This window comes from Micromonospora sp. NPDC023644 (assembly GCF_040640115.1).
GTDB lineage: Bacteria > Actinomycetota > Actinomycetes > Mycobacteriales > Micromonosporaceae > Micromonospora.
The window spans coordinates 20,558-35,656 of the sequence record NZ_JBFABA010000027.1; the positions used below are offsets into that span (position 1 = coordinate 20,558).

Here is a 15,099-nt window from a genome sequence, read left to right on the forward strand (position 1 = left end):
AGTCATGACATCTCGCGCTACGTCCGTACGCCCAGCGCCACGGCCCCGGCGCCCCGCCCGGCGGCTGCTCATCGGCCTCGCGCTGCTCCTCGTCGCGGCGCTCACCCCCGCCGCCGGGACGCCCCCGGCGCAGGCCGCGCCGAGCCTGCTGTCCCAGGGCCGGCCCGCGACCGCCTCGTCGACGGAGAACGCCGGCACCCCGGCGTCCGCCGCCGTCGACGGCAACGCCGGCACCCGGTGGGCCAGCGCCTTCAGCGACCCCCAGTGGATCCAGGTCGACCTCGGCGCCCGGGCCAGCCTCAGCCAGGTGACCCTGGTCTGGGAGGGCGCCTACGGTCGGACGTTCGCGATCCAGACCTCCGACGACGGCGCCGCCTGGACCACCGTCCACAGCACCACCGCCGGCACCGGCGGCACGCAGACCCTGAACGTCGCGGGCGCCGGGCGGTACGTCCGGATGTACGGCACCGCGCGCGGCACCGGCTACGGCTACTCGCTCTGGGAGTTCCAGGTCTACGGCGAGACCGGCGGCACCGCGCCCACCTGCGGCAGCGCCAACGTCGCCCAGGGCCGGCCGGCCGTCGCGTCGTCGGTGGAGAACGCCGGCCTGCCCGCCTCGGCAGCGGTCGACGGCGACCCCGGCACCCGCTGGGCCAGTGCCGCCGCCGACCCCCAGTGGCTGCGGGTGGACCTGGGGACCGTCCGGTCGATCTGCCGCGTGGTGCTGACCTGGGAGGCCGCCCACGCGCGGGCGTTCGAGATCCAGACCTCGGCCGACGGCACCGCCTGGACCACCGTGTACGGCACCACCAGCGGCACCGGGGGCAGCCAGTCGCTCGCCGTCACCGGCAGCGGTCGCTACCTGCGGGTGTACGGCACGGCGCGGGCGACCGGCTACGGCTACTCGCTCTGGGAACTGGCGGTGAACGTGCCGGGCGGTGACGCCCCGCCGGTGGAGCCGACCGACCCCCGCAACCCGAACTTCGGGCCGAACACCTTCGTCTTCGACCCGTCCACCCCGACCGCCACCATCCAGGGCCGGCTGAACACGATCTTCACCCAGCAGGAGCGCAACCAGTTCGGCCCCGAGCGCTACGCGGTGCTGTTCAAGCCCGGCACCTACACCGCCGACGTCAACCTCGGCTTCTTCACCCAGGTCGCCGGCCTCGGGATGTCGCCCGACGACGTCAACCTCAACGGCCACGTGCGCGCCGAGGCGTTCTGGATGGGCGGCAACGCCACGCAGAACTTCTGGCGGGCCGCCGAGAACCTCTCGGTGACCCTGCCGGCCGGGGTGACCGTGGAGCGGTGGGCGGTCTCGCAGGCCGCGCCGTACCGGCGGATGCACCTGCGCGGCGCGCAGAACCAGATCCAGCTGTGGAACGGCGGCGACGGCTGGTCCAGCGGCGGGCTGATGGCCGACACCAGGATCGACGGCCTGGTCGTCTCCGGCTCCCAGCAGCAGTGGTACTCGCGCAACAGCGAGTTCGGCGGCTGGACCGGCTCGGTGTGGAACATGGTCTTCCAGGGCGTCACCGGCGCCCCGCCGCCCCACTTCCCCAACCCCTCGCACACCGTGATCCCGCAGACCCCCCAGGTGCGCGAGAAGCCCTTCCTCTACGTCGACGGCACCGGCGAGTACCGCGTCTTCGTGCCCGCGCTGCGCGCCAACTCGGCCGGCACCAGCTGGTACGGCAAGACCCCCGCCGGCTCCTCCATCTCGCTCAGCCAGTTCTACGTCGTCCGGCCGGGCACCGGCGCGGCCACCATCAACGCCGCGCTCGCCCAGGGCCGGCACCTGCTGTTCACCCCGGGCGTGCACCGGGTCACCGAGCCGATCCGGGTGGAGCGCGCCGACACGGTGGTCCTCGGCCTCGGCCTGGCGACCATCCAGGCCGACGACGGCACCGTCGCGATGCGGGTCGCCGACGTGGACGGCGTGAAGGTGGCGGGCATCATGTTCGAGGCCGGCCAGGTGAACTCGCCGGTGCTGATGGAGGTCGGCCCGCCCGGCTCGGCGGCGAGCCACGCGGCCAACCCGACCTCGCTGCACGACGTCTTCTTCCGCATCGGCGGGCCGGGCGTCGGCCGGGCGACCAACACGCTGACCGTCAACAGCGACCACGTGATCGGCGACCACATGTGGCTCTGGCGCGCCGACCACGGCGACGGGGTCGGCTGGACGGTGAACACCGCCGACACCGGCCTGACGGTCAACGGCGACGACGTGACCATGTACGGCCTCTTCGTCGAGCACTACCAGCGGTACCAGACGGTGTGGAACGGCAACGGGGGGCGCACGTACTTCTACCAGAACGAGATGCCGTACGACCCGCCGAACCAGGCCGCCTGGATGAACGGGGCCAGCCGCGGCTGGGCGGCGTACAAGGTGGCCGACTCGGTGACCAGCCACCAGGCGTGGGGGCTGGGCAGCTACTGCTACTTCAACGTGAACCCGGCGGTCGTCGCCGACCGGGCCATCGAGGCGCCGACCAACCCGAACGTCCGGTTCACCAACATGGTCACCGTCTCCCTCGGTGGGGTGGGCACCATCAACCGGGTGGTCAACGACACCGGCGGCACCGCCAACGCGGGCAACCAGCAGGTGTACCTGACGAACTACCCGTGACCCGTACGGCGGCGGGCCCGGCCGGATCGTCCCGGCCGGGCCCGCGCGCCCTCCTGCCCCTCGGGCGACCGGGAGGCCGCGCCGGATGGCCCGCGTCACTTCACACGATAAAACATTGCAGGGCGTGCAAGATCGCTTGTAGGGTCCTCGCGTGACATCCGCCGGAACCGAACCCGCTCCCGGGCGGCGCGACCGCAAGAAGCGCCAGACCCGGGCCGCGCTGACCGAGGCGGCGCTGCGCCTGGTGGCCGAGCGCGGCCTGGCCCAGGTGACGGTGGAGGAGATCAGCGAGGCGGCGGACGTCTCCCCGCGTACCTTCTTCAACTACTTCGCCTGCAAGGACGACGCCCTGGTCGGCGACCAGGGCGTCGCGGCGCGCCTGGTGGCCCGGCTGGCCGCCGTGCCGCCCGAGGTGCCGGTGCTGGCCGCGCTGCGGAGCGCGCTCGACGAGGTGATCGACGAGGTGCGCGCCGAGCGCGAGCTGTGGTGCCTGCGGATGGACGTGGTGACGCGCAATCCGGCGCTGCTGCCCCGCCTGCTGGCCGGCAACGCCGAGACGGAACGCGCCATCGTCGAGGTCGTCGCGGCGCGGGTCGGCGTCGGTTCCGACCACGCGTACCCGGCGCTGGTCACCGCCGTGACGGGTGCCGCCCTGCGCCACGCGATGACCCGGTGGGCCGCCCACCCCGACCGGCCGGACCTGGCCGACCTCGTCGACGAGGCGTTCGCCGCCCTCGCCGAGGGGCTGCCGCAACCCGACCGGCCCTGACCCGCAAGCCCCTCCCGGGAAAGGTGCCCGGGAGGCCGTGAATCCCGTACCCGGTAAGGAAGGTCGATGACCGCCACCGTGCCCGCCAAGACCCCCGAGGTCGGCGCCGGCCGCATGTCCCGCCGCGAGGTGCTGCAGGCACTCTCCGGCCTGATGGTCGGCATGTTCGTGTCGATCCTCGCCTCCACGGTCGTGGCGAACGCGCTGCCGCGCATCATCGCCGACCTCGACGGCACCCAGACCGTCTACACGTGGATCGTCACCACCGAGCTGCTGGCCATGACGGCGACCGTGCCGCTCTGGGGCAAGATGGCCGACCTCTACAGCAAGAAGCTGCTGATCCAGCTCTCCCTCGGCCTCTTCGTGGCCGGCTCGCTGATCGCCGGGCTGACCCCGAACGTCGAGGTGCTGCTGGTCAGCCGGGTCGTGCAGGGCATCGGCGCCGGCGGCATGACCGCCCTGGCCACCATCGTGATGGCGGCCATGATCCCGCCCCGCGAGCTGGGCCGCTACGCCGGCATCTTCGGCGCCGTGTTCGGCGTCGGCACCATCGCCGGCCCGCTGATCGGCGGCGTGCTCGTGGACACCTCCTGGCTCGGCTGGCGCTGGTGCTTCCTGATCGGCGTCCCGTTCACCCTGCTCTCCATCGTCCTGCTCCAGCGCACCCTGCACCTGCCGGTGACCCGCCGCAAGGTGAAGATCGACTGGCTCGGCGCGCTGCTCATCACCTCCGGGGTCTCCACCGTGCTGGTCTGGTCGTCGCTGGCCGGCAACAGGTTCGCCTGGGCCTCGGGATGGACGGCGCTGATGGTCGGCGGCGGGCTCGCCCTGCTGGCGCTGGCCGTCTGGGTGGAGTCCCGCGCGGCGGAGCCGATCGTGCCGCTGCACATCTTCCGCAACCGGACGGTCTCGTTGACCACCGTCGCCAGCGTGCTGGTCGGCGTGGCCATGTTCGGCGGGACCGTGTTCCTGTCCCAGTACTTCCAGATCTCGCTGGGCAAGTCGCCGACGATGGCGGGGCTGATGAGCCTGCCGATGATCCTCGGCCTGCTCGTCTCGTCCACCGTCGCCGGCCAGCTGATCACGAAGCACGGCCGCTGGAAGCGCTACCTGGTCGCCGGCGCGGTGGTGATGACGATCGGCATGCTGCTGCTGGCCACGATCGACGCGAACACCGGCATGCTGCTGCTCGGGATCTACATGGCGGTGCTGGGCATCGGCGTCGGCATGCTGATGCAGAACCTGGTGCTGGCCGCGCAGAACGACGTGCCCGCGCAGGAACTGGGCGCCGCCACCTCCACGCTGACCTTCTTCCGCAGCATGGGCGGGACGATCGGGGTCAGCGCGCTCGGCGCCGTCCTGGCCAACCGGGTCGCGTCGCTGACCGCCGAGAAGCTCGGCCCGCTGGCCGGCGGCGCCACCGGCGAGGGCTCCGCCGAGGTGCCCGACCTGTCCGCCCTGCCCGAGCCCGTGCTGCGGATCGTGCAGGAGGTGTACGGGACGGCCACCGCGGAGCTCTTCCTCATCGGCGCGCCCATCGCGCTGCTCTCCGTGGTCGTGGTGCTGTTCATCCGGGAGAAGCCGCTGCACACCCTCAGCGGCACCGAGCGGCTCGCCCGCGAGGAGGCGGCCGCCGCCGTGCCCGGCGCGCACTGAGTCACCCGAGGGAAGGGGCGGTCCGGTCCGTGCCGGGCCGCCCCTTCGCGTGCGCGGGCCGCCGGGCGATCCCGACCGCCGCCGGAGGTCCTTTAGGCCGCTTGCCGCCCGTCGTCCGGGCCCCTCGCGGCCCGTCGTCCCGGCCCTGGCCGCCCGTCGTCCGGTCCCCTCGCCGCCCGTCGTCCCGGCGCTTGGCCGCACGTCGTCCGGCCCTCCGCCGCATCGACGCCTTTGATTGACAGGTGATGAACGGCACGTTACGGTCGCTCGGGAAAGCGCTTTCCACCACGCTCGCCTGCCCCACCACCCCAGGAGGTCAGTCATGGAAGGGCCGGACCCCGCACGTCCGTCGTACCGGAAGAGGTGGCCCGTCATCGGCGGCGCGGTCGCCGTGATCACCGCCGCCAGCCTGGTCTTCTCGCCGGCGGCCGGCGCCGCCACCGCCTTCTCGGCCGACTTCGAGGACGGCAGCATCGCCGGCTGGTCCAAGTCGGGCGGCAGCTGGTCGGTCGTGCCCGACGGCTCCCAGGTGGCGCGGCAGTCCAGCACCTCCAGCGAGAACGCCCGACTCTTCAACGCCTCGACCGGCCTCACCGACTACACCGTCCAGGCCCGGGTCAAGCCGGTCAGCCTGGGTGCCAACGGCTTCGTCGGGCTGCTCGCCCGTGCCTCCGGCTCGACGACCTTCCACCGGCTGGCCCTGCTGCCCGGCCGGGTCGAGTTGCAGTCGGTCAACGGCAGCTCCGTGACCGTGCTGGGCAGCTCCGCGCGGACCGTCAGCAACGGCACCTGGTACACCCTCTCGCTCACCGCCAGCGGCTCCGTGGTCAGCGCGTCGATCGACGGGACGCAGTTCGCCTCGCGCTCTGCGTCGGGCCCCGCCGCCGGTCGCATCGGCCTGCAGACCGCGTACTCCTCGGCCTCCTTCGACGACGTGGTGGTGACCACCGGGGGCACCCCGCCGCCGACGACCGCGCCGCCGACCACCGCGGCCCCGACGACCGCGCCGCCGACCACCGCGCCCCCCACGACGCCGCCGCCCACCACACCGCCGCCCAGCACGCCGCCGCCGACGACCCCGCCGCCGGGCGGCAACGCGCCCGGCCTGCAGGGCTTCGCCACCATGACCGGCCACGGCCGGACCGGCACGAACGGCGGAGCGGGCGGCCCGACGGTGACCGTCAGCAGCTACGCGCAGCTGGCCGCAGCCGTGGCCGACGACGCGCCGCGGATCGTCCGCGTCTCCGGCACGATCACCGGCACCGGCGCCAACATGCTGGACGTCGGCTCCAACAAGACGATCATCGGGGTCGGCTCCACCGCCACGATCAGTGGCTTCGGCCTCGACGTCAACGGCTGGGGCCCGGACGAGGTGGCCTGGGGCGGAGACCTCTGCGACCCCGCCGAGCGGAGCCTCTTCACCCACGTCCAGAACGTGATCATCCGTAACCTGACGTTCCGCAGCTCGCCGGACGACTCGATCAACGTGCAGTGCTACTCGCACCACGTCTGGATCGACCACAACACCTTCCACCCCTCGGCGGACGGCTCGGTGGACGTCAAGCGCGGCTCCGACCTGGTCACGGTGTCGTACAACCGGTTCGTCGGCACGGACAAGTCGATGCTGCTGGGCCACAGCGACAGCAACGGCGCCCAGGACACCGGCTACCTGCGCGCGACCTACCACCACAACTGGTTCGACGGCTCGAACACCCGCCACCCCCGGGTGCGGTTCGGCTACGCCCACGTGTTCGGCAACTTCGTGGAGGTCGACGACTACTTCATCGGCCTCGGGGTCGGCGGCCAGGTCTACGCCGAGAGCAACCACGTGAAGAGCGCGAAGACGATCACCGAGGACTACGGCGACACCCGCCTGACGTGGACGGGCACGAACTTCTACGACAAGGCCACCATCACCCGGGCCAACGACTCCGGCAAGACGATGGACGACTGGCTGCGGATCGACAACACCGTCGCCCGGCCGCCGTACGCGTACACGGCCGGATCCGCCTCCGCCACGCCGCCCGCCGCGGGCGCCGGGGTGAGCGGCGCGGAGCAGCTGCCGTGACCGTGCCGGCCGCTCCGGGCACCCCGGACTGAGCGGCCGTCGGCGGGGGGTGGGCGAGCAGGCGGCCCGCCCCGCCGACGCGCGCCACGCCGGCAGCGGCCCCGGAAGTGCGCACACCGGCAGCGGCCTCGGGCCGTGCGCCACGCCGGCAGCGGCTCCGGACCGCCTGTCACGCCGGCAGCGGCCCCGGGGCGGGGACCGGCCGGCGCTGCGGCGCGGGGAGCGGCACCGGGCGGCGTGCCGCCGGCCAGGCGGCCGGGATGCGTTCCAGCACCCCGCCGGCGAAGACGTCGCGCAGGCCGAGCGGCTTGAGGTGGACGTACCCGATGTGGCAGTCGCAGACGGCGTTGCCGCACGGCCGCGGCCGAAGGGCCGACCGCCAGGACCCGTCGTAGAGGTTGCCGATCGGCTCGTCGATGAAGTGGCAGCGGCGCACCGTGCCGTCGCCGAGGACCGAGATCGCGGTCTCTCCCGCGTGGCACGGGCGGTCGAGTGACACGTGCGGGCGGACGCTGTAGCCGAAGAGCGGATCCAGCTCCATCCAGGTCGCCTCCTCGGCGGCGTCGTAGCGCCGGCCCTCGGCGGCGTTGACCCACAGGTAGACCTCGGCGGGCAGGGCGGCCCGCAGTGCCCGCGCCTCGCCGAGGTGCTCCGGCAGGCCGACCACCCCGACCGAGTAGCGGATGCCCAGCTCGGAGAGCCGGGCACAGCGGCGCAGGAAGCGGTCCTGGTCGACCTGACCGGGGTGGTAGGTGGTCCACAGGGCGGCGGCGCGCGGGTCGGCGTCGGCCAGCCAGTCCACCCGGGCGGCCAGGTTGGTCTGGATGACCACCCGGTCGACGTGCGGCAGGCGGGACAGCGCCACCATCGCGTCCCGGTACCAGCTGCGGGTCAGCCCCTCGCCCCACGGGGTGAACAGCACCGACAGCCGCACGTCGGTGGTGGCCGCCGCCCAGCCGGCGAACCGCTCCAGCGCCGCCCGGTCGGCGCGCAGCAGCTCCGGCGGGTCGTGCCGCTTGGCGAACGGGCAGTACGGACAGTCGTAGTTGCAGCTCGCCAGGGGCCCCCGGTAGAGGATCGCCAGGTTCACCTCGGCACGTACCCGGTCATCGCGTCGCGCACCCGGGCCGAGGTCAGCCACGGGCCGATCGCGTCGGAGCGGGCCAGCCCGGCCGGGGTCAGCCGCAGCCCGCCGTCGTCGGCCCACCCCCGGTCGACCAGCCGGCCCAGCTCCGGGAAGTCGTCGCCGGGCGGGCGGCCGAAGCGCGCCCGGTAGGCCGCCGCGTCGACCCCGTCGGCGCGCAGCAGCGACTTGAGCAGCCACCGGCGGCGCTGCTCCGCGCCGTCGAGGGCGAACCCGAACTCGGCGTACCGGAAGTCGTCCGCCGGTCGGGCCAGGTAGTCGTCGAGCACCGCCCGCACCTGCGACACCCCGACCGCGTAGTCGAACGAGTAGTGCAGGGACGTGGTGTAGGAGCGGGCGCCGCAGCCGAGGCCCACCATGCCGTCGTCCTGGCAGCAGTAGTCCGGCCCGTCCGGGGTGGGCGCGTCGGAGCGGCGGAACTGCCGCATCGACTCCTGCCGGTACCCGGCCGCGCCCAGCGTCGCCACGGCCTGCTCGTAGAGGGCGAGCCGCTGGGCGTCCCAGTCCGCGCGGCCGTGCGCCCGCCGCCCGAGCCCGGTCAGCGGGCGCACGTACAGCGGGTAGAGGTACAGCTCCTCCGGCCGCCACGCCAGGGCCGCGTCGAGGCTCTCCCGCCAGGTGTCGGCGGTCTGCCCGTCGATGCCGTAGATCAGGTCGATGTTGAGCACGGGGATCCGGGCGTCGCGGATCGCCGTCAGGGCCGCCTCCACCTCCGCGCGGCGCTGCGGCCGGCCGGCGGCGCGGGCCTCGGCGTCGAGGAAGCTCTGCACGCCGATGCTCACCCGGGTGGCGCCGTGCGCGGCGAGCACCGCGAGCCGGTCCGGCGTCGCGGTGGCCGGCGAGGTCTCCACCGACAGCGGTACGCCCGGCAGCCGGGCCCCCATCGCGGTGGCGATGGCGAACAGCTCGGTCAGCTCGTCGGCGGTCAGGTAGGTGGGGGTGCCGCCGCCGAACGCCGCGCGGGCGTAGCCGGCGTCGTCGCCCAGCGCGTCGGCGACCCGGCCGGCCTGCCGGCGCAGCTGCCGCAGGTACTCCGTCACCTGCTCGGCCGGCGCGTTGGCGCGGGTGAACAGGTTGCAGAACCCGCAGCGCATCTCGCAGAACGGCAGGTGCACGTAGAGGAAGAGCGCCTCGCGCGCCTCGGCCCGCCACACGTCCGACAGCAGCGGGCGCGGGCGCAGCGGCCGGTAGGAGGTCTTGTGCGGGTACGCGTACAGGTACTGCTGGTACGGCGAGCCGTCGAGGCCCGTGTCGGTGCTGGTCACCATTCTCCCGGTTGCAGGACGAAGTGGGCGTACGGGACCGTCCACACCACGTCGTGGCCGATCCGGTGGCCGGTGTGGCCGTCCTCCCCGTAGGCGGTGCCGTGGTCGGAGCAGACGATCGCGAACACCGGTCGACCCCGGCCGGTGAGCAGGGCGAACAGCCGGTCGATCCGGCCGTCGACGTACTCCAGCGCGGCGGCGTGGCTGGCCAGGTCGTCGGCCTGGGCCCCGGGCAGGTGGTGCCGGTTGGGCTGGTGCAGGGCGGCGACGTTGAGGAACGTGAACAGCGGCTGCCGCGCCGGCACCCGCGGCAGCACCTCGGCCAGCCGGTCGAGCTGGGCGTCCAGGCAGGTGGGGGAGGTGACCCCGAACTCGGGCTCCCAGTGCGCCTCGGCGAACAGGCCCGGCAGCACCGCCCCGAGCGGGCTGCGCCGGTTGAAGAAGCCGACCCCGCCCAGGCAGAGCGTGTGGTAGCCGACGCCGGCGAGCGCCGTCGGCAGGTCCGGCGCGTCGAACACCCACGTGTCGGCGCCGGACGTCTCGCTGCCGGGGAACGCCGCCGCGTACAGCCGCTCGTGCCGGCCGGGGGTGACCGGGGTGGGCAGGAAGCCGGCGAAGAACGCGTGGTGCGCGGCGTAGGTGAAGCTGGCGGGGGAGTGCCGGCGCTCCCACCGGCCCCCGGGCAGCGCCCGCGCCAGGTGCGGCGTGCGCCCCCGCGCGGCCAGGTCGGCGGCGACGTCGTGACGCAGCGTGTCGAGGGTGAGCAGGAGCAGGTCGTGGCTGCCGATCAGACTCCGCACGCGAGCACCTCCCGCCCCGCCGCGTCGCCGCGCGACGGCTCCCGCACCGCCGCCTCGCCGGGCGACGCCCCCCGCCCCGCAGCGTCGCCGCGCGACGGCCCGGCCGCTGCCCGCCAGCGGTCCCACCGGCCGTCGGTCAGGGCGCGCACCTGCTCGGCGTAGGTGTCCCGGCCGTCGGTGAGCACCCCCGGCAGCAGGTCGCCGAAGGCGTTGACCTCGGCCACCGCATGGCGTCGCCACCCGACGAGGAACATCAGGTCGATCCCGACCTGGAGCGTGCGGGGGAAGCACCCGGCGACCCGCTCGCAGGTCTCCATCGCCGCCGCCCACGCCGCCGGCCCGGCCGCCGCGCGCAGCTCGGCGAGGTCGCCGCGCGCGTTGCCCAGGTGCAGGTTGGTCAGCGGCCCCCGGGCGGCCCGCACCACGGCGTGGGTGGGCCGCCCCGCGACCGTCACCACCCGCAGGTCGACCACCCGCTCGCCGAGCCCCGCCTTGGGCAGCCACCGCTCCACGTGCAGGCCCTCTCCGCCGATCCGGTCGACGATCGCGGCGACCTCGGCCTCGTCGGTGTAGCGGCGCGGCCGCAGCGAGTTGAACAGCCCGTCCGGTGTCGCCTCGACCGTGGTGACCGCCTGCACCCGCCGCCCGGCCACCGCCAGCGCGACGACCCCGGCGGCGGACGAGCCGTGCGCGGGCTTGACGAACACGCGGCTCCAGCGGGCCTCCTTCATCGCCGCCCGCAGCTGCGCCCACCCGTGCACGGCAGGCAGCGCGGCCGGCACCGGCACCCCGGCGGCGGCCAGCCGCGCGTGGCAGCGCCGCTTGTCGCACAGCACCGCGACGTCCGCCGGGTCGTTGAGCAGCTCCGCGCCGCCGGCGGCGACCCGGTCCAGGCCCCGCAGCAGCCCGGCGTACGTGTCGGCCAGGCCGATCAGCTCACCGTGGCGGGCCGGGACGGCGGACCGGCGCAGCAGCCGGTCCACCTCGGCGTCCTCGCCGGGCGAGTCGACCCGCACCAGCGCGCCGGCCCCCGGTGGCGCAGCCCCGGTCAGCACGTCGAGCCACGGCAGCACCTCCGGTCGGGGCAGGCCGGCGGCGAGGACCGCCCGGGTGAACAGGCCGACCCGACGGTTGCCGGGGTTGCCGACGACGGTCAGGCGCATGTCACTCCGACACCGCCGTGTAGCGGTAGCTCTCGCCGTCGTACTCGTCGGGCTCCTGTTCCTCGGACACGTCCACCCGGACGCCCGGCAGCGCGGCGACCACCGACGCGGCCGTCTCCTCCGACAGGTAGTGGTGGTGCAGGTCCAGCTCCGTCAGGTGGGTCAGCGGCTGCCCGCCGACCAGGGCCGCCGCGCCCCGGTCGCCGAGCGTGCCCAGCGACAGGTCCAGGCGTTCCAGCCCTGGCACCACCGGCGCCGACGCCAGCGCCTCGGCGAGGTCGTCGGCGATCTCCGAGTTGCGCAGGCCGAGCCGGCGCAGCGCGGGGAACCGCTCCCCGGCCAGCAGCGGGGCCAGGTCGGCCACCTGCGCGTCGCCGCCGTAGTCGGGGGTGCCGAGCCACAGCTCCAGGTCGGTCAGCGCGGGCAGGTCGGAGTCGAGCACCGCGCCGACGAACGCCCGGGACAGCCCGCCGCTCTCCACCGCCAGCTCCCGCAGCCGCGCGTGCCGCACGGGGGAGAACGCGAGGTCCTCGCCGCCGCGGACCCGCAGCACCTCCAGCTGCGGGTACGCCGTCAGCAGCGGGCTGACGTCGCCCACCTTCATCCAGGAGACCTCGCACTCCTCGCCGGTCATGTCGCCGAGGAACAGGGCGCGCAGGGCGGGCAGCCGCGACGCCGCGGCGCAGAGCTGCGCGATCGGGGCGGTGTTGAACGCCGCGTAGCCCCAGGCGCCGACGACCAGGGACTCCACGGAGGGCCCCGCCTGCGCGACGAACCGGTCGAACGCGACCCGGAACTCCTCCGAGAGCTTGTAGCTCGCGGTCTCGTCGAAGTGCCAGAGGGCGAACCGCCACGAGACCGGGCCGTCCACCGTGGGCAGCGGCCCGTCGACGGGGACGTCCACCACCGGGCGGCCGGCGAAGTGTCTTGCGTGGGAACCGAAGGTCACCGCCACTCACTCCCCGACGGCGGTGTAGCGGTAGGGCTTGCCGTCGTACTCCTCGGCGGTCTGCGCGTCGGCCAGGTCGACCTGCACGCCCGGCAGCGCGGCGACCACCGACGCGGCCATCTCCTCCGACAGGTAGTGGTGGTGCAGGTCGAGCCGCGTCAGGTGGGTCAGCGGCTGGCCGGCCAGCAGCGCCTTCGCGCCCTCGTCGGTGAGCGTGCCCTTCGACAGGTCGAGCGCCTCCAGCCGGGGCACGATGGGCGCGGTGGCGACGGCCGCCGCCACCGCGTCGGCGATCTCGGCGTTGCACGCCGCGAGGTACCGCAGGGCCGGCAGGCCGGCGCCGGAGAGCACCCCGGCCAGGTCCTCGGCGCTCGCGTCGCCGCCGTAGTCCCTCCTGCCGAGCCAGAGGTCCAGCCGGTGCAGGGCCGGCAGCTCGCACGCGCCGACGGCACGGACGAGCGCGGCCGGCAGCCCGCCGGACTCGAACCGCAGCTCCCGCAGCTCGGCGTGGCGGATCGGCTCCAGCCGCAGGCCCTGCGCCCCGCGCACCCACAGCACCCCCAGCAGCGGGTACGCCGCGAGCAGCCCGGTGATGTCGCCGTGGGTGAGCCAGGAGATCTCGCACTGCTCGTAGGTCAGGTCGGCGAGGAAGACCGCGCGCAGCCCGGTCCACTCCCCGGCCGCCTCGACCAGCGGCGCGATCGGTAACGGCCGTTCGTAGGCCTCGCCCCACTCGCCGATCACCAGGGCGCGCACCGAGTCGGGCGGGACCTGTTCCCGCAGCGCCCGCACGAGACCGACGAACTCCTCGGGCTCCGCGTCGTGGTCCTCGACCTCCAGCCGCCAGGCGACCGCCGAGGGATCGTCGGGAAGCGTCATTCCCGGGGTGAAGGGCACTACCGGTAACCCGACGAACGACGACACGTGCGAGCTGATCACGCCTACCTCCGGTCCGATTGGTGCAGCGGCGGCGCGACGGTAACAGGTCCGCCCGACAGGATGATCAGCGCAGCGGTCGCCGGGTGCCGCAGCCGGCGGCGCCGCGGCCGACGGTGTCCGGGGGCGGCCGGTGGCGCCTGCCAAGGGCCGAAGGGGTTCCCGGCCCGCACCGGCGGTCGCTCACAGCCCGAAGAACGCGAGGTAGGCGTCGATCTGGTGGGCGAGCATCGGCTCGCCCGGATGCGCCCGCAGGCCCCGGGCACGCGCCTCGGCCAGCAGGACCGTCTCCGCCGGCGTCATGATGATGTCGGCGACCACGGCGTCCGCCGGCAGGTCGGCCACCGCGAACGGCGGCGGGTCGTCGGGGCGCAGCCCCAGGGGCGTGGCGTTGACCGCGAGGTCGGCGTCGGCCAGTCGCGGTCGCGTCGTCGCGCCGACCCGGCCGGGGTACGCGGCGGACAGCCGCCGCCGCAGCGTCTCCAGCCGGCCCGGGTCGGTGTCGCTGAGCCGCAGCTCCGCCACGCCGGCGTCGAGCAGGGCCACCGCGATCGCGCTGCCCGCCCCGCCCGCGCCCACCACGCAGGCCCGTCGGCCCCGGGGGTGGTGCCCGGCCCCGACCAGCCCGCGGACGAACCCGTCGCCGTCGAAGGTGTCCGCGGTCCACGTCCCGTCGGGCTCGCGCCGTAGCGCGTTGGCGCTGCCGGCGAGGCGGGCGCGGTCGCTGGCCCGGTCCGCGAGGTCCAGCGCGGCGGCCTTGTGCGGCACGGTGACCAGCATCCCGTCCAGGTTGGCCACCCGTTGCAGCCCTCGCACCACCTGGGTGAGGTCGGCCGCCGCCGCGTGCACCGGGACGAGCACCGCGTCGGTGCCGCGCCGGGCCAGCACCGGGTTGAGCAGCCCGGGGGCGCGCACCTGCGCGATCGGGTCGCCGAGCAGCGCGTACACCCGGGTGGCGCCGCCTATCTCGGTCATGGGGGTGTCTCCGCGGGGAGCAGGGGTCGTCCGGCGCGGCCGGAGCGGGGCGGTGCCGACCCTACGTGACGGGGACGCCCGCCCCGACGCGGGCCGTGGACGCGGCGGCCCGGCCACGCCGAACGGGGCGTGGCCGGGCCGCCGGCACGGATCAGGAGGTGGTGGCGGTCGAAGCGGGAAGGGCGTCGAGCCGTCGAGAGAGGGAGAACAGGGAGTAGCCGATCAGGGCGAGCACCACCCCGAGGCCCATCGCCAGCGCGGCGATCCCGAAGGAGACGACCGAGGTGAACAGGGAGGAGCGCAGGAAGGACCCGGTCATGACGGTCTGCCGGGTGGGGTCCTCCCGGTCGAGTTCGGCGTACGTCTTGCCGCCGCTGGCCTTCAGCGAGTGCTTCTCGATGACCTCGGCCTCCGCGTACGCGGTCAGCGGCCCGTCGATCTTCTCGCCCGCGAACCACTCCGCGTCGTCGGAGACGGTGATGCGTTCGTCGGCGAGTTGGCTCTGCACTGTGAACCAGGTGGCGGCCCCGCCGATCAGCATGAGCACGCCGGCGGCGATGACCAGGACGGACAGCAGCCGGACGGTGGAGCTGACAGCCCGGGACTTCGCGGCGGTGTCGGTCATGATGTCTCCTCTCCCGCGGCCCGGGGCGGTGCCCCGGACGCGGATCTCTTTCGCTTTAAGTGCGCCACGGTAGCGGCACCCCGACGTCGGGCCGCATCCGTCGCACCGGCGGCAGACGTG

Annotated in this window: 12 protein-coding genes; 4 read left to right on the forward strand and 8 right to left on the reverse strand. The window is 74.4% G+C overall.

Annotation, left to right across the window (positions count from 1 at the left end; translation table 11 throughout):
• Nucleotides 1-4 precede the first annotated feature (4 nt).
• From AB0G08_RS19375 to AB0G08_RS19390, 4 genes are all read left to right on the forward strand, one after another.
• Nucleotides 5-2,629: a discoidin domain-containing protein gene (locus AB0G08_RS19375; protein ID WP_358089593.1), complete on the forward strand. Its 2,625-nt coding sequence runs from the start codon at nucleotides 5-7 to the stop codon at nucleotides 2,627-2,629.
• Nucleotides 2,630-2,780: 151 nt separating this feature from the next.
• Nucleotides 2,781-3,398 (forward strand): TetR family transcriptional regulator, encoded by a 618-nt coding sequence (locus AB0G08_RS19380; protein WP_358089596.1) that lies wholly within the window; start codon nucleotides 2,781-2,783, stop codon nucleotides 3,396-3,398.
• A gap of 66 nt (nucleotides 3,399-3,464) precedes the next feature.
• Nucleotides 3,465-5,054, forward strand: a complete 1,590-nt coding sequence (locus AB0G08_RS19385; protein WP_358089599.1) for an MDR family MFS transporter — start codon at nucleotides 3,465-3,467, stop codon at nucleotides 5,052-5,054.
• Between the two features lie 322 nt (nucleotides 5,055-5,376).
• Entirely contained in the window at nucleotides 5,377-7,122 is a 1,746-nt protein-coding gene (locus tag AB0G08_RS19390) for a LamG domain-containing protein (RefSeq protein WP_358089602.1), read from the forward strand.
• A 169-nt stretch (nucleotides 7,123-7,291) separates the two neighbouring features.
• Here the strand turns inward: AB0G08_RS19390 and AB0G08_RS19395 are convergent, their stop codons facing one another.
• From AB0G08_RS19395 to AB0G08_RS19430, 8 genes are all read right to left on the reverse strand, one after another.
• Nucleotides 7,292-8,212, reverse strand: coding sequence for an STM4011 family radical SAM protein (locus AB0G08_RS19395; protein ID WP_358089605.1), 921 nt, complete (start codon nucleotides 8,210-8,212; stop codon nucleotides 7,292-7,294).
• Nucleotides 8,209-9,531, reverse strand: a complete 1,323-nt coding sequence (locus AB0G08_RS19400; RefSeq protein ID WP_358089608.1) for an STM4012 family radical SAM protein — start codon at nucleotides 9,529-9,531, stop codon at nucleotides 8,209-8,211. The genes AB0G08_RS19395 and AB0G08_RS19400 overlap by 4 nt, the downstream gene beginning before the upstream one ends.
• Nucleotides 9,528-10,331, reverse strand: a complete 804-nt coding sequence (locus AB0G08_RS19405) for an STM4013/SEN3800 family hydrolase (RefSeq protein ID WP_358089612.1) — start codon at nucleotides 10,329-10,331, stop codon at nucleotides 9,528-9,530. The genes AB0G08_RS19400 and AB0G08_RS19405 overlap by 4 nt, the downstream gene beginning before the upstream one ends.
• Nucleotides 10,319-11,494 carry an STM4014 family protein gene (locus AB0G08_RS19410; RefSeq protein WP_358089615.1) on the reverse strand — a complete coding sequence of 392 codons (1,176 nt, stop codon included), beginning with the start codon at nucleotides 11,492-11,494 and terminating at the stop codon, nucleotides 10,319-10,321. The genes AB0G08_RS19405 and AB0G08_RS19410 overlap by 13 nt, the downstream gene beginning before the upstream one ends.
• A gap of 1 nt (nucleotide 11,495) precedes the next feature.
• Entirely contained in the window at nucleotides 11,496-12,443 is a 948-nt protein-coding gene (locus tag AB0G08_RS19415; RefSeq protein WP_358089618.1) for an STM4015 family protein, read from the reverse strand.
• 6 nt (nucleotides 12,444-12,449) lie between these two features.
• Nucleotides 12,450-13,322, reverse strand: coding sequence for an STM4015 family protein (locus tag AB0G08_RS19420; protein WP_358089621.1), 873 nt, complete (start codon nucleotides 13,320-13,322; stop codon nucleotides 12,450-12,452).
• Between the two features lie 240 nt (nucleotides 13,323-13,562).
• Complete coding sequence (locus AB0G08_RS19425; RefSeq protein ID WP_358089624.1) at nucleotides 13,563-14,354, reverse strand: shikimate dehydrogenase; 792 nt, start codon at nucleotides 14,352-14,354, stop codon at nucleotides 13,563-13,565.
• A 151-nt stretch (nucleotides 14,355-14,505) separates the two neighbouring features.
• Nucleotides 14,506-14,979: an aromatic ring-opening dioxygenase LigA gene (locus tag AB0G08_RS19430; RefSeq protein ID WP_358089627.1), complete on the reverse strand. Its 474-nt coding sequence runs from the start codon at nucleotides 14,977-14,979 to the stop codon at nucleotides 14,506-14,508.
• Between the last annotated feature and the right edge of the window lie 120 nt (nucleotides 14,980-15,099).

Excerpts from the sequence above, each read along its gene's own strand:
- AB0G08_RS19385 (WP_358089599.1), top strand. The coding sequence starts at position 3,465 with ATGACCGCCACCGTGCCCGCCAAGACCCCCGAGGTCGGCGCCGGCCGC.
- AB0G08_RS19430 (WP_358089627.1), bottom strand. The coding sequence starts at position 14,979 with ATGACCGACACCGCCGCGAAGTCCCGGGCTGTCAGCTCCACCGTCCGG.
- AB0G08_RS19425 (WP_358089624.1), bottom strand. The coding sequence starts at position 14,354 with ATGACCGAGATAGGCGGCGCCACCCGGGTGTACGCGCTGCTCGGCGAC.
- AB0G08_RS19410 (WP_358089615.1), bottom strand. The coding sequence starts at position 11,494 with ATGCGCCTGACCGTCGTCGGCAACCCCGGCAACCGTCGGGTCGGCCTG.
- AB0G08_RS19375 (WP_358089593.1), top strand. The coding sequence starts at position 5 with ATGACATCTCGCGCTACGTCCGTACGCCCAGCGCCACGGCCCCGGCGC.
- AB0G08_RS19390 (WP_358089602.1), top strand. The coding sequence starts at position 5,377 with ATGGAAGGGCCGGACCCCGCACGTCCGTCGTACCGGAAGAGGTGGCCC.
- AB0G08_RS19420 (WP_358089621.1), bottom strand. The coding sequence starts at position 13,322 with ATGACGCTTCCCGACGATCCCTCGGCGGTCGCCTGGCGGCTGGAGGTC.